14 protein-coding genes, 1 pseudogene and 2 riboswitches are annotated in these 13,239 nt (G+C 40.6%); of the genes and pseudogenes, 7 read left to right on the top strand and 8 right to left on the bottom strand.

From position 1 onward, the window contains the following. The first annotated feature begins 478 nt into the window (after positions 1–478). From QUF86_RS25520 to QUF86_RS25505, 4 genes and pseudogenes are all read left to right on the top strand, one after another. Entirely contained in the window at positions 479–1,576 is a 1,098-nt protein-coding gene (locus tag QUF86_RS25520) for a tartrate dehydrogenase (protein ID WP_289317387.1), read from the top strand. A gap of 225 nt (positions 1,577–1,801) precedes the next feature. Continuing rightward, complete coding sequence (locus QUF86_RS25515) at positions 1,802–2,560, top strand: GntR family transcriptional regulator (protein WP_289336052.1); 759 nt, start codon at positions 1,802–1,804, stop codon at positions 2,558–2,560. A gap of 142 nt (positions 2,561–2,702) precedes the next feature. Next, a complete protein-coding gene (locus QUF86_RS25510; protein ID WP_289336051.1) occupies positions 2,703–2,852 on the top strand; it encodes a hypothetical protein in 150 nt (49 codons plus the stop codon). Positions 2,853–2,924: 72 nt separating this feature from the next. Beyond that, positions 2,925–3,141 (top strand): annotated as a pseudogene (locus QUF86_RS25505) (tyrosine-type recombinase/integrase); the annotation flags it as partial. Between the two features lie 60 nt (positions 3,142–3,201). Here QUF86_RS25505 and QUF86_RS25500 read toward each other — a convergent pair. Beyond that, positions 3,202–4,434, bottom strand: coding sequence for an aminopeptidase (locus QUF86_RS25500; protein ID WP_289336050.1), 1,233 nt, complete (start codon positions 4,432–4,434; stop codon positions 3,202–3,204). 380 nt (positions 4,435–4,814) lie between these two features. Beyond that, the gene (locus QUF86_RS25495; RefSeq protein WP_289317380.1) at positions 4,815–6,302 is read right to left on the bottom strand and encodes an aldehyde dehydrogenase family protein; all 1,488 of its coding nucleotides are present in this window, start codon (positions 6,300–6,302) and stop codon (positions 4,815–4,817) included. A 271-nt stretch (positions 6,303–6,573) separates the two neighbouring features. Here QUF86_RS25495 and QUF86_RS25490 point away from each other — a divergent pair, with 271 nt between their 5' ends. Further along, complete coding sequence (locus QUF86_RS25490; RefSeq protein ID WP_289317379.1) at positions 6,574–7,779, top strand: MFS transporter; 1,206 nt, start codon at positions 6,574–6,576, stop codon at positions 7,777–7,779. 38 nt (positions 7,780–7,817) lie between these two features. Here the strand turns inward: QUF86_RS25490 and thiE are convergent, their stop codons facing one another. The 5 genes from thiE to tenA are packed head-to-tail and all read right to left on the bottom strand — an operon-like array spanning position 7,818 to position 11,241. After that, the gene (gene thiE, locus QUF86_RS25485) at positions 7,818–8,450 is read right to left on the bottom strand and encodes a thiamine phosphate synthase (RefSeq protein ID WP_289336049.1); all 633 of its coding nucleotides are present in this window, start codon (positions 8,448–8,450) and stop codon (positions 7,818–7,820) included. Continuing rightward, positions 8,431–9,246: a hydroxyethylthiazole kinase gene (thiM, locus tag QUF86_RS25480; RefSeq protein ID WP_289336048.1), complete on the bottom strand. Its 816-nt coding sequence runs from the start codon at positions 9,244–9,246 to the stop codon at positions 8,431–8,433. Before thiM ends, thiE begins: the two co-directional genes overlap by 20 nt. Continuing rightward, positions 9,243–10,049 (bottom strand): bifunctional hydroxymethylpyrimidine kinase/phosphomethylpyrimidine kinase, encoded by an 807-nt coding sequence (thiD, locus tag QUF86_RS25475; protein WP_289317376.1) that lies wholly within the window; start codon positions 10,047–10,049, stop codon positions 9,243–9,245. Before thiD ends, thiM begins: the two co-directional genes overlap by 4 nt. Further along, positions 10,018–10,539 (bottom strand): energy coupling factor transporter S component ThiW, encoded by a 522-nt coding sequence (gene thiW, locus QUF86_RS25470; protein WP_289317375.1) that lies wholly within the window; start codon positions 10,537–10,539, stop codon positions 10,018–10,020. The genes thiD and thiW overlap by 32 nt, the downstream gene beginning before the upstream one ends. Positions 10,540–10,551: 12 nt before the next feature. Next, on the bottom strand, positions 10,552–11,241 hold the full coding sequence (tenA, locus tag QUF86_RS25465) for a thiaminase II (protein ID WP_289317374.1): 690 nt from the start codon (positions 11,239–11,241) through the stop codon (positions 10,552–10,554). 96 nt (positions 11,242–11,337) lie between these two features. Next, positions 11,338–11,442: riboswitch (TPP riboswitch) on the bottom strand. 159 nt (positions 11,443–11,601) lie between these two features. Then, a riboswitch (SAM riboswitch) is annotated at positions 11,602–11,706 on the top strand. A 153-nt stretch (positions 11,707–11,859) separates the two neighbouring features. Here tenA and QUF86_RS25460 point away from each other — a divergent pair. Together QUF86_RS25460 and QUF86_RS25455 are read left to right on the top strand one after the other, a co-directional pair. Further along, entirely contained in the window at positions 11,860–12,072 is a 213-nt protein-coding gene (locus QUF86_RS25460; RefSeq protein ID WP_081112828.1) for a Fur-regulated basic protein FbpA, read from the top strand. Between the two features lie 260 nt (positions 12,073–12,332). Then, entirely contained in the window at positions 12,333–12,527 is a 195-nt protein-coding gene (locus QUF86_RS25455; protein WP_289317373.1) for an aspartyl-phosphate phosphatase Spo0E family protein, read from the top strand. Positions 12,528–12,600: 73 nt separating this feature from the next. Here the strand turns inward: QUF86_RS25455 and QUF86_RS25450 are convergent, their stop codons facing one another. Then, positions 12,601–13,107 carry a GNAT family N-acetyltransferase gene (locus QUF86_RS25450; protein ID WP_289336047.1) on the bottom strand — a complete coding sequence of 169 codons (507 nt, stop codon included), beginning with the start codon at positions 13,105–13,107 and terminating at the stop codon, positions 12,601–12,603. Positions 13,108–13,239: the final 132 nt, after the last annotated feature.

Below are 13,239 nucleotides of genomic sequence, written 5' to 3'. Positions count from 1 at the left end.
TTTTTAATTACCCTATGACTGGAAACGCATACAAAATTATCGCTTCGATAAGTGGTGATCTGGAAAAAAGCCAAGACGTTATTAGAAACTATGAAGTTTAAAACTCCATGTCTGAAAGCGCATTCAAAAATTCCCCCTTCTTTTTCCTATGATGGTGAAAAATGAAAAAAGTATGTTAACCTTATTGGATTGTACATTAATGTATACATTAGTGTCAATAAATTTCTGAATACTTTGTTTTATCTAAAAATATGAGGTGGTTTGGACAAAGGGGAACGTTCTTTGATAAAAGGAATTTAGGTTAAATCCGGCTATCATCTAATTTTTCCTTGTGTGTGTATAGAAAAAACTAAAAGAACATTCGAATTTAATAAAAAACCATTGACAATAACGTATACGTTATCTAACATAATGACTATAAGATTCACATTAAACTAAACCGCTTGAAGAGGCAGGATTAGTGGAGGAGGATATTTTAATGAGTGAAACAAAAAAAATTCGTTTAGCAGTTATTCCAGGTGATGGAATTGGTACGGAAGTGGTTGAGGCTGGTCTTCGAGTAATTAATCATTTAGCGAAAGATTCTAACGGTAAGTTCGAATTTGAAAGCGATTTCTTCCCTTGGGGCTGTGAATACTATTTAGAAAACGGGAAAATGATGGATGAAGACGGAGTAGAAAAACTAAGAGATTATGATGCAATTTATTTTGGAGCTGTTGGATTTCCTGGAGTGCCAGACCATGTTAGCTTATGGGGCTTGCGCTTAGCGATCTGTCAGGGGTTTGATCAATGGGCCAATATTCGCCCTATCGAATTTCTTCCTGGTGTCCCAAGAAGACTTAATCACCCGGATGTTGATTCTCTAAACTGGGTATTGATTCGAGAAAACTCTGAGGGGGAATATTCAGGTATCGGCGGTCGCAATTTCTCCGGACGTGGACCTGGAAAAGAAGTAGCTGTGCAATCCGCTTTATTTACAGATCACGGCTGCGAACGTATTATCCGTTATGCCTTTGATCTTGCACGGACACGTAAAAAGAAGAAAGTAACAAGCATCACGAAAAGTAACGCGCAGCAGTATGGAATGGTACTTTGGGATGAAGTATTTGCTCGCGTAAGTAAAGATTATCCGGATGTAGAGACGGATCAATGGCTTGTTGATGCAGCTGCCGCACAATTTGTATTGAAACCTGAAGAACTAGAAGTTGTAGTCGCTTCTAATTTATTCGCAGACATTCTTTCTGATTTAGGTAGTGCTCTTGCAGGAAGCTTGGGATTAGCTGCTAGCGCAAACATCAATCCCGAAGGGCGTACACCAAGTATGTTCGAATCCGTTCATGGATCGGCACCTGATATTGCTGGCCAAGGAATCTCCAATCCAATTGGAGCAATTGGAAGCGCTGCACTAATGTTAGATCATTTAGGGCTAAAAGAAGAAGCAGTACTCATCAATAAAGCAATTGCAGAAACGACACGTCAGGGAATTCTTACTCGTGACCTTGGTGGAACGTATAATACAGACGAAATAACGGATGCCATTATAGAAAATCTGTCCAAAGTTAAAGCAGAAATATGAAATAGAGGGCTGGGGGGGTTCCAAAAAACACCCCAGTCTTTTTTTCTTTTGTAAGAGGATTTTTATCATTCGAAATAATTTTAAGCAAGTAATTGTTCTATTTGGTTTGCAAACTAAAATGGTATACCTTTTTTCTTTATAGATGCGTAAAATGGTACATGTTAGGTATAGGATTTATTACTAAAATAATGACTATATAAATGAAGAATGGATTAGGTGATAATGATGAAGAAAAATAATACTAAAAATGATAATGAAAATTTTTTTTCTCTAAACGAAACAAGTTTGGAGAAAGATGTTTTGTTTTTTATTGATAATCTCGAAGGTTTCGATGAATATCGTTTACCACTGAGGGCATATCACATTGTCCGACTAGCTATCCGTGATTTAGTCCTTCCTCCCGGGAAAACGATACTTGAGCGGGAGATGGCTGAAGCATTACAAATGAGCCGTACTCCTGTAAGGGAAGCTCTCGTGCGTTTGGAGACGGAAGGCATGGTTCGCCTTATACCGAGACGAGGATTCATAGTTGAGCCCATCGAAAAAGAGGATCTTAAACAAATTTATGAAATAGTTGAAAAACTTGATGGACTTGCCGTAAGCCTTGCTACTGTAAAGGTGGGAGAGGGAGAGATAAATCAACTGGAATCATTGATTAAGCAGCAGGAAGAAGCACTTGAGCAAAAGAATTTAAAAAAATGGGCAATTCTAGATGATCAATTTCATCAATCAATTATTGACTACGCAAATAATAAACGTCTTAGGGCGGTAATAGATAGCCACTCAGATCAATTATATAGAGCGCGATTATTTACGATTAATCACAGGCCTTTTCCTTTTCACTCCATAGTGGAACATAAAGCAATTATTGCATGTATGAAGGCTAAAGACAGTAATGCTGCAGGTGTTTTAATGCAATCACATCGAAACCGAGCACGTAATGAAATCCTTACAGCGGTTGAAAAAATTACCCAAACTGATTAGCTCATTTTGGGTAAGGAATTTTACTTTCTAGTTTCACTCACTTACTCCACCTCAACCACCTCGAAGGAATCCTACTGTTTACATTTTTGAATCTGCCAATGAATTTCCTCAATGAACTACAAGTAAAATGGGTGAAAAATATATGAACGAAGCATGTATTTTAAAGGTATATATTCAGAGCAAGGTTGTCGCTGGAAATTTATTATTTGGAGGGACTTTTTTTGATCGACCTGAAAGAAGATTTGAAGATAGCAAACTCTGTGCCTTTCATGAAGCTGAAATGACCAAATAGTTCTCTTCTCCCTGGGCTGGATGCAGCTGAGTTACTAACAGGAATACAGGTGTCGCAGACACTTTCGCAATAAAGCTAGGATTACCTTCAATCCGTTTTCATGATTTAAGACATACACATGTCACGATGCTAATCAAACAAAATGTGAATGTAAAGGTCATTTTTTTGGAGAGGGTTGGACATACATCCTTTCAAATTTACGCTAGACAAGTATAGCCACGTGCTTCCTAGAATGCAGAAACACGTGGCTGATGAGCTAGATAATTTGTTTAAAATTAAAGAAATGTGACCATTTTTGTGACCACTCAAGGTTTTAGACCTTCAAAACCCCTCTATATCAAAGCTTTAATTAAAAAGCCCAATCCCCATTACGGAAGACAGGTTCTGAAGTGCCGTCCTGTTTGATGCCATCGATGTTCATTTTCTCGGATCCAATCATGAAATCGACATGTGTAAGGCTTTCATTCAATCCATTTTCTGCAAGCTCTTCTGGACTCATGTTTTTTCCGCCTTCAATACAGAAAGCATAAGAGCTGCCGATTGCGAGATGGTTTGACGCGTTTTCATCGAATAATGTATTGAAGAATAAAACATTCGATTGGGAAATCGGTGAGTTGAATGGAACAAGTGCAACTTCACCAAGATAGTGTGAACCTTCATCCGTTTCCACCAATTGTTTTAGAATTTCTTCCCCTTCTTCAGCTTTTACTTCAATGATTCGTCCTTCCTTAAAGGTCACTGAAAAATTATTAATGATGTTGCCGCCATAACTAAGGGGTTTCGTACTGGAAACCGTACCGTTAACACCTGTTTTCAATGGAACCGTAAATACTTCTTCGGTTGGCATGTTAGCCATGAATTCATGACCCTGTACGTTAACGCTTCCTGCTCCGACCCAAAGGTGCTTGTCAGGCAACTCGATTGTCAAGTCGGTTCCAGGAGCCGTATAATGCAATTTTTGGTAATGCTTATCATTTAAATAATCAACCTTTTCATGCAGGGTATCATCGTGTTTTTTCCAGGCCTCTACAGGATCCTTAACATCAACACGAACTGCCTTGAAAATGGCTTCCCATAGCATATCAACGCGTTTTCCTTCTGCCTCTTCAGGGAATACCTTATCAGCCCAAGCCTTTGAAGGGACGGCGACTATGGACCAGCTTACTTTATCGGATTGCATATACTGACGCCACTTCTTCAGTGCAGTTCCGGATGCCTTTTGGAAGTTGGCTATCCTTTCAGGTTTTACACCTTTCAATAAGTCAGGGCTTGAGGAGATGACGGATAGATAGGCAGCTCCGTTTTCCGCAAGTTCGATCGTTTCTTCTGCACGCCACTTTGGATATTCGTGGAACACCTCATCCGGAGCCAGTTCATATTTGGTACGTGAAATGATATCGTCATTCCAATTAACGATGACATTACGCGCACCGTTCTCATATGCTTTCTTTACAATGAGACGGACAAGGTCAGCGCCCTCTAATGTAGTATTAACGACCAGGGTTTGATCTTGTTGGATATTAACGCCGACTTTAACGGCAAGTTCTGCATATTTTTCTAAATTCGATTGAAAATCACTCATCATTTCAAAACTCCTTTTCCATTTTCTACATTCATAATTGTACTTATTGTTCTATAAAAAAGAAACTTTTTACATCGTTGTGCGGAAAAACTTTATAGTAAATTCAATAAAGGAGTTCAACCGGGAAGCAACTGAATTCAATCTACATCGGTTTTGATTCATATACTTTAGCATCAACACCGACAATCACACTCGTGTGCACACATAAGTCAGCTCAAGCTCCAGCAGCTATTTTGTCTATCTTGCATTTTACCAAAACTAAAGAAGGGAAGACTATTAAAAGGTTTGAATAGTTGAATAATTTAATAATTTGGTTCAGTGAATCAATGGACTGAAAGAAAGAGGGCCTCTTTGAGACCCTCTTTCTTAATAGTCAAAAATCACTTACCCAAATTGATCCAGACGCTTTTCACTTCTGAATAGTTGTCAAGTGCATAAGATCCCATTTCACGTCCGATTCCGGATTGTTTGTAGCCGCCGAATGGGGAAGCTGCGTCGAACGCGTTATAACAGTTCACCCACACTGTACCGGCACGGAGTTTTCCTGCAACATAATGGGCATTGGCTATATCGCTTGTCCATAAGCCGGCTGCCAATCCATATTCACTGGCATTTGCACGGTTGATGACATCATCTAAATCCTCGAAAGGCATTGCCGCAATAACCGGCCCGAAAATCTCTTCTTTAGCAATTGTCATATCCTCTTCGACACCAGCGAATATAGTAGGAGAAACAAAGTAGCCTTGTTCACCCGGTTTATTTCCGCCGACAAGAACTTCCGCACCCTCGTTTTTCCCTTTTTCAATATAGCCCATTACCCGATTTTGCTGCTCCTGGGAAACAAGCGGTCCAATTTGTGTACTTGGATCCAATCCTGCCCCTTGTTTGATGTTTTTTGCATGGCTGGCCATATCTGCAACAACATTATCATAATGTTTCTTTTGAATATAAACCCTTGAACCGGCACAGCATACCTGCCCTTGGTTAAACATGACCCCATTCAAAGCTCCAGGGATGGCTTTTGAGAAATCCGCATCAGGTAGGATGATGTTTGGCGATTTCCCTCCAAGTTCCAATGTGACCCGTTTCAATGAATATGAAGCGGAGCGCATGATCAATTTTCCAACTTCGGTCGAACCTGTAAATGCAATTTTATTTACTTGCGGATGGTCGACAAGTGCTTGTCCAGCGGTTTCACCAAAACCGGGAACGATATTGACGACTCCATCAGGGAAACCGGCTTCAGCCAATAATTCAGCCAGGTAAAGCGCGGAAAGCGGTGTTTGCTCAGCAGGCTTTAATATGACCGTACAACCTGTAGCAAGTGCCGCTCCCAGTTTCCACATCGCCATAAGAAGCGGAAAGTTCCATGGGATGATTTGGCCGACAACACCAACAGCCTCGTGTTTTGTGTAGTTAAAGTAATTTCCGCTTACCGGAATGGTCTGTCCAACAATCTTGGTGGACCAGCCAGCAAAATATCTCATATGTTCTATAGCTAAAGGTATGTCGGCATTGGTAGTTTCACTGATTGGTTTCCCATTATCCAACGTTTCCAATTGAGCAAGTTCAGTTTTATTTTCTTCCATTAAATCGGCAAGTTTATACATAAGCCTACTGCGTGCAGCCGCGCTCATCCTTGACCAAGGACCTTCATCGAATGCTTTGCGTGCAGCTTTGACGGCTAAGTCGATATCTTCTTTATCAGCTTCATAAACATCGGCAAGTTTTTGTCCTGTAGCAGGATTAGGAGTGGAGAAGGTTTTTTTTGAAGCACTTTCCACAAACTGACCATTAATATAGAGCTTTTTTGGTCCTGTTAAAAATTTTTGCAGCTTTCCACTTACTTCTAACGTTAGATTTGTCATAATTACCCTCCTGAATAAAATGATTAACTTGGGCAAAACATGATGACTTATTGATAACGCTATGATTTATGCCAATTTTTATGATAAATGAAAAAAAGGGAATATTCAATCTATAACATTCGACAGAATATCCAAGATTTCTTTATCATTTTAAAAATGAAGTATTTTTTTGTCATGACATGTGTAATTACTATAGCAAAAATGAAAGTTAATAGTTAAAATGGATAAGGATAAAATAACTAGAAGGTCTAAAGTTCATCAGGAGGAATATATGGGAAATAATGCGAAAACGATATCGCAGCGTAAATTACTTGGTGTTGCGGGTCTTGGATGGATGTTCGATGCACTTGATGTCGGTATGCTTTCTTTCATTATTGTTGCTTTGAAACAAGAATGGAACTTAACCAGTGAACAGGTTGGCTGGATTGGGAGCATTAACTCTATAGGTATGGCTGTTGGAGCCGTTTTCTTTGGTGCAATGGCTGACAAGGTCGGACGGAAGAATGTCTTTATCATTACTTTATTATTGTTTTCAATTGCAAGTGGCGTGTCTGCAGCAGTCAGTACACTCAGCTTGTTCTTGATATTGCGATTTTTGATTGGAATGGGACTCGGAGGAGAACTTCCGGTTGCCTCGACATTGGTCTCTGAAAGTGTTGAAGCTAGTAAAAGGGGAAGGGTCGTCGTTCTTCTTGAAAGTTTTTGGGCGGTTGGCTGGATATTGGCAGCACTCATTTCCTATTTCATCATTCCTGCTTATGGTTGGCGGGTTGCATTGTTATTGAGCGCCGTTCCCGCTTTATATGCACTGTATCTGCGCTTGAAACTGCCGGATTCACCGAAGTATACGGAACTTGAAAAAAAGCAGAGACCATCTGTATTAAGCAATATGAAAAGTGTCTGGAAAAAGGAATACTCCCGCCAGACCCTTGTACTGTGGATTCTGTGGTTTTCCGTGGTCTTTTCTTATTATGGGATGTTTTTATGGCTGCCAAGTGTGATGGTCCTAAAAGGATTCAGTATGATTCAAAGCTTTGAATATGTTTTGATCATGACGCTTGCACAGCTTCCAGGCTATTTTTCAGCTGCATGGCTGATAGAGAAGATGGGGCGTAAATTCGTTTTGATCACATACTTAATCGGAACGGCCATCAGTGCCTTTTTCTTTGGATCGGCAGAGGGGTTGGCACCACTGATAGTTTCTGGAATGTTCCTATCTTTCTTCAACCTAGGGGCATGGGGTGCGCTTTATGCGTATACACCTGAGCAGTATCCAACTGCAGTTCGTGGCACAGGTGCTGGTTTAGCTGCTGGCATCGGCAGGATTGGCGGTGTCCTGGGTCCATTGCTTGTAGGGTATTTAGTTGCTGCCGATACTCCGATTTCAACGATTTTCACCATATTTACGATTGCTATTCTAGTGGGGGCCGTTGCCGTAGCTTTTGGGAAGGAAACTAAGAATACCGTTTTGACATAAACAAAAGGGAGGGGACTGAATTCAGTCCCCTCATTTCGTTATTTAAAGTCTTTTATTATTTTTAAAAGGAATTCGGAGGCAGTCTTCGGACTATCAGCATTAATGATGGCTGAAACGACTGCCGTTCCGGATAGCCCGCTATCAGAAAGCGAGGAAATGTTATCGGCAGTTATACCCCCGATGGCAACGGCGGGAATCGATACGCTGCGGCAAATTTCCTCCAGATCTTCAATTGCCATTAGCGTTGCATCTTGTTTGGTCTTCGTAGGGAAAACGGAACCGACTCCGATATAATCTGCTCCATTTCGTTCGGCTTCAATTGCTTCTTCAAGAGTGGAGACTGATACCCCGATAATCATATCGTCAGGAACCATTTGTTTGATGACAGGCAGTGGAAGGTCATCTTGCCCAATATGAATTCCGTCAGCTGCAACAGCAAGTGCTATATCTACCCGGTCATTAATGATAAGGGGAATGGACAGCTCGTTCAATAACTGTTTTAATGCAGAAGCTTTTTTATAAAAGGAAAGGGAGGAATTGTTTTTTTCTCTAAGTTGTACGATCGAGACTCCTCCTGAAACCGATTCTGTAATGATTTTGGTCAAATCTTCTATTGCTATGGACTCTTTCGTAACTAAATATAAGCTTAAATCAATTTTGGATTTCTTCATTTATTTTCACCTCATGCATCCAGGTTTCCTTATTCATTCTTGATATTGCATCGATTAATCTCACACGAAACGTGCCTGTTCCTTCATCTTCTTGAAGTTTTCCAGCAGCCAGTTCCCCTGAAATGCTCATGGTAGAGATACCGGCAACTGCAGCAGCATAGAAATCGTCCGTGACTCCGGAAAAGGTTCCGATAAGAGCAGTGGCCATGCATCCGGTACCTGTAACATTTGTTAAAAGGAGGTTCCCGTTGTCGATTATGGACGTATGTTTTCCATCACTAACAGCATCCTTCGCTCCGCTGACCACGACGACACTATTCAATTTATTTGCCGCTTGTGCAGCCAGCTCCGCATTGCTAATCGCAAGTTCCCCCGAATCCACCCCCCGTGTAACGATATCCCCACCCATCAATCGATGGATCTCACTCGCATTTCCGCGAATGATTTGGAAATTAACCTTACGTAGGAGTTCTGTGACTTGCTCTGTCCGATAGGCGGTGGCACCCACTCCCACCGGGTCCAAAATGACCGGGATATCCAGGGCATTTGCCGTCTTACCGGCAATCTCCATTGCTTCCAAGGCTTTATCATCAATCGTACCGAAATTAAGGACCAATGCATCTGCTAATTTGACCATATCCGCCACTTCTCTTGGGCTCGATGTCATAACAGGCGAACCACCGATGGCAAGGGTGGCATTTGCACAGTCGTTGACCGTAACAAAGTTGGTGATTTGGTGAACGAGTGGTTTTCCTTCTCTTACCTTCACGAATAAATCGGCTGCAGGAACATTCATATTAATTCACTCCGTTCTTTTTTTGAAAATGAATGAAAATGGTGGACAGGTCCATGACCCTTACCGATTGAAAAGCTATTACGAATGGCTTCAGAAATATAGATCTTGGCCTGTTCGATCGACTCCAGCAATGTCAGTCCATTTGCCAGGTTGGATGTAATGGCGGATGACAGGGTACAGCCTGTACCATGTGTGTTTTTTGTATGAATGCGTTCTCCCTTTATCCAGTGGAAGTCAGTCCCATCATAAAAGAGATCATTTGGATTTCCCGCTGCATGGCCCCCTTTAAGTAAAACGGCTTTAGGGCCCAGTTCTTGTATGGATATGCATGCCCTGTAAAAATCTTGTTTCGTTCGAATCGACAAGCCAGTAAGAACTTCCGCTTCTGGTACATTTGGGGTTGCAAGTGTTGCAAGCGGAAGCAATTCCGTTTTTAAGGCAGAGACGGCTTTTTCGTCGAGCAAATGGTGGCCGCTTTTGGAAATCATGACAGGATCAAGGATAACGATGTCAGGTAAGAATGTTTTAAGGGACGCAGCGACTGTTTCCACTATTTCTTTTGATCCAAGCATACCTATTTTTACTGCATTGACACGAATATCTTCAAAAATGGCTGCAATTTGATCCGAAATGATAGCTGTATCGATGGCCTGAATTGAACGCACTTCCATTGTATTTTGTGCGGTTACGGCTGTGATTGCTGACATTCCAAAGACCCCATGTGCAGAAAATGTTTTTAAATCAGCTTGTATTCCAGCACCGCCCCCTGAATCAGAGCCTGCGATGGTTAATGCTGTTTTCATAAAAAAACCCCTTCATATAATTATTTTTTAGAAGTATTTTAAGTAATATGAAAGCTAAAATCGCACCTGCGAATGAACTAAGCATAAAAGCTGGTAAAAAACCAAAAAGAGCAGCTTTTTCTCCCAATAGGAGGATTGCAAGTGGATAACAGGCTAGGGAACCGAAAATGCCGGTCCCGATCACTTCCCCTAAACAAGCGAATTTTAAGCTTTGTGTTTTTCGATATACGACGGCAGCCAAAAGTGCACCGATCATGCTGCCAGGAAAGGCGAAAATTGAACCGGTACCAGACATGTTTCTAATGATGGAAACTAAAAAAGCTTGTGTTACCGCATAAGCAGGTCCCAATAATACGGCTGTCAGGACATTTGCCAGATGTTGAATAGGAAAGACTTTTGCAAATCCGGCAGGGATGAAAATAAATGAACTGGTTAAAGTCGTTATAGCCGTAATCATGGCGGTCAATGTCAATTTCTTGATTGGATTCATCATATCAACGACCTACAGTGGCCAATCCTGCTCATTTTGAACCATATCCCAGAATAAATATTCATATCGGGAAGTCACCAAAAAGTGCTTTTCTAATCTAAGAAGTTCCTTTTCGGGCATGCCTTCAGTTAATTCTTCCAACAAAGCAATCAGCCACTTGTGTGCTTCACCGAATTCAGGAGATGAATATGACCTTATCCAATCAGAGTAGCGATTGTTTTCCAATGCTTCACCATTTTGTTCTTTCAATAGCAAACCGATCTCATAATAATCCCAAGCACATGGCAGGAGACAGGCTATCAGGTCTGCCAAAGTCCCATGCTGAGCTGCATTTAGCATGTAACCCGTATAGGCTAGAGTGGTTGGTGTGGGTTCTGTATCTTCCAATTCCTTGGAGCTGATTCCGAATTCTGAAGCATAATGCCGATGGATATCCATTTCAACTTGAAGGGTTTCATTTAAAATACTCGCAAACTTTGCCATGGTTTCGATATTATGAGCTTTGATGACACCTAAAGCAAAGAGCTTGGAATAATCCATGAGATAGATATAGTCCTGCTTCAGGTAATAGGCAAATTTCTTTTCAGGAAGTGTGCCGTTTCCAATTGCCTGGACAAAGGGATGTGAATGGTTCCTTTTCCAAATCTCTTTTGCCCGTCCATGAAGTCTATCACTGAATGTTTCTAATTTAGTATTCTCCATTGTTCATCCTCCTTTAGAATGGATCCCCCTGTTTACACCCAATAAAAAACCCCGCTCCTGAATACGGAACGGGGTAGATGGATAAAGTCTGTAAATGGACGATATCATCCACTTCCCTCCGCCGGTATGAGCCGGTTCAGGTTCAAAGGGTCCGGAACTAATTCCATCTCAGTCTTAAAAAAGACTCCCCTAGTGGTGTGAATTGTATGTAATTACTGACATCATATCAGAAAGACAAGAAAATGCAACCCGTATTTGAAAGAGGGAATCCTTTATGGCTCAGGAAAAAAGGGAGATCCAGGTAATTGACTTTTGATGATTATTGGGATAAAATCATGTCTACATCAATTATATATTGAATTCTTATCCAGAGAGGTGGAGGGACTTGGCCCAAAGAAACCTCGGCAGCAGACCCATTTTGGGAACTGTGCTAAATCCAACAAGCATATGCTTGGAAGATAAGAAGAGCCGTACGGACACTGTCAGCCTCTTCTTGAATTAGAAGAGGCTTTTATTTTTGCGGAATAACGTTTAGTGACATAATAATAAAGGTATATATAATTTGGTGAAAATCAAACCAGTTAATACAGTTTAGCTCAACTAGAAGCAGGCTTTATGATGACTAGGAAAGGAGCCATTTACATGGCGGAATTATTTAAGAGGATTGAACAGAGGAAGGCAAAGCTTATTGAAGAGTTATTGGCCAATGGAGTATACAAAACCTCTGATGAAAGGCACCTTTACGATGCCCCGTTAAAAGTACTTGAAGATGAATATAAGATTGTTATAAATAGACCTAATAACGAGTCTCCTTCGGAATGGATGACATAGTAAGCGATAGACTATATTTTGGGTTCGTGGGATAGGGATATGATGTAAGCATTCGCAATGTATCACACTTGTGGATGCTTTTTTTATTTAGGTTTATATATAGGATGTCACAAAATATACATAATTAGAGACTGAAATAGGCTTTTTGTCACATTTAACCTATGAAATAACACATTTAATTTCCGGAAAATAGTTGATTTTAACTACGAGTTTCATTATGATGAAAGTGTAAAAATATTGAAAAATTAGGAGGTGTTTATATGATTTGCCGGAAGGTAACTATAGAAAAAGTAGAAGAAAAGAGAGAGGAAATGATCAAATTGGCAGCAGTTTATGGTTTTACAAGTCTTCTAACTGTTCAAGCAAGTCAAGAATTGGATGCGCTGTTAAATGCGTTGACAAATAAAAGAGAATCTGAATATTTTTCCCTCCAGAGAGTATATAGGTATTTCTAAATTCACTATTTCGTCCTCGTTTAATCAGAGAAAAAAGCTACTACACAAGGCAATAGCTTTTAAATAAATATATTTAAATATCGACACGTTTACCAAGAATGATCAAATCCCGTTCAATGCCATCCAGCTCGGCAACTTGAGGTAAATGTGCCCATTTTTCAAACCCGAATTTGGAAAAAAGCTTCAGGCTTGGTGCATTGTGGGCAAAAATGAAACCTAATAGAGTCTTCACCCCTAATTTTGGGCTCACATCAATTGCCTTTTGAATCGAAATTTGTCCGATTCCTTTTCCCCGGAAATAATCATCAATATAAATGCTGATTTCAGCCGTGGAATTATAGGCCGGCCGCCCATAGAACGATTGAAAGCTCATCCATCCAGCAGTTTCCCCTTCTATAGTAATGATAAATAGCGGTCGACTTTCTGAATCATGTTCCTCAAACCATTTAACCCTCGATTGTACGGATACAGGTTCCGTATCCGCCGTGACCATTCTTGAAGCAATTGTCGAATTATATATTTCAACGATCCTGGGTAAGTCCGATAGTTCTGCCTTTCTAAACTCTATGTGCTCTTCCATGATTTAAACTCCTATCTATATTCTATCTCCAGAATAAAGGGTATCGCCGGTTTTTTATTAAGGGACGGTGAATGAAACCCAATCCATTGAAAGTTTTATACTATCATACACCCTTTGCTCTTTATCTGACAA

This window comes from Peribacillus sp. NJ11, from assembly GCF_030348405.1.
Taxonomy (GTDB): Bacteria; Bacillota; Bacilli; order Bacillales; family DSM-1321; genus Peribacillus.
Note: the sequence above shows the minus strand (reverse complement) of the source record. Positions and strands in the feature narration are given on the sequence as shown.

Bases quoted from the DNA above. Each gene is read 5' to 3' on its own strand.
- QUF86_RS25520 (WP_289317387.1), top strand. From the start codon at position 479: ATGAGTGAAACAAAAAAAATTCGTTTAGCAGTTATTCCAGGTGATGGA.
- QUF86_RS25515 (WP_289336052.1), top strand. From the start codon at position 1,802: ATGAAGAAAAATAATACTAAAAATGATAATGAAAATTTTTTTTCTCTA.
- QUF86_RS25510 (WP_289336051.1), top strand. From the start codon at position 2,703: ATGAACGAAGCATGTATTTTAAAGGTATATATTCAGAGCAAGGTTGTC.
- QUF86_RS25500 (WP_289336050.1), bottom strand. From the start codon at position 4,434: ATGAGTGATTTTCAATCGAATTTAGAAAAATATGCAGAACTTGCCGTT.
- QUF86_RS25495 (WP_289317380.1), bottom strand. From the start codon at position 6,302: ATGACAAATCTAACGTTAGAAGTAAGTGGAAAGCTGCAAAAATTTTTA.
- QUF86_RS25490 (WP_289317379.1), top strand. From the start codon at position 6,574: ATGGGAAATAATGCGAAAACGATATCGCAGCGTAAATTACTTGGTGTT.
- thiE (WP_289336049.1), bottom strand. From the start codon at position 8,450: ATGAAGAAATCCAAAATTGATTTAAGCTTATATTTAGTTACGAAAGAG.
- thiM (WP_289336048.1), bottom strand. From the start codon at position 9,246: ATGAATGTTCCTGCAGCCGATTTATTCGTGAAGGTAAGAGAAGGAAAA.
- thiD (WP_289317376.1), bottom strand. From the start codon at position 10,049: ATGAAAACAGCATTAACCATCGCAGGCTCTGATTCAGGGGGCGGTGCT.
- thiW (WP_289317375.1), bottom strand. From the start codon at position 10,539: ATGAATCCAATCAAGAAATTGACATTGACCGCCATGATTACGGCTATA.
- tenA (WP_289317374.1), bottom strand. From the start codon at position 11,241: ATGGAGAATACTAAATTAGAAACATTCAGTGATAGACTTCATGGACGG.
- QUF86_RS25460 (WP_081112828.1), top strand. From the start codon at position 11,860: ATGACTAGGAAAGGAGCCATTTACATGGCGGAATTATTTAAGAGGATT.
- QUF86_RS25455 (WP_289317373.1), top strand. From the start codon at position 12,333: ATGATTTGCCGGAAGGTAACTATAGAAAAAGTAGAAGAAAAGAGAGAG.
- QUF86_RS25450 (WP_289336047.1), bottom strand. From the start codon at position 13,107: ATGGAAGAGCACATAGAGTTTAGAAAGGCAGAACTATCGGACTTACCC.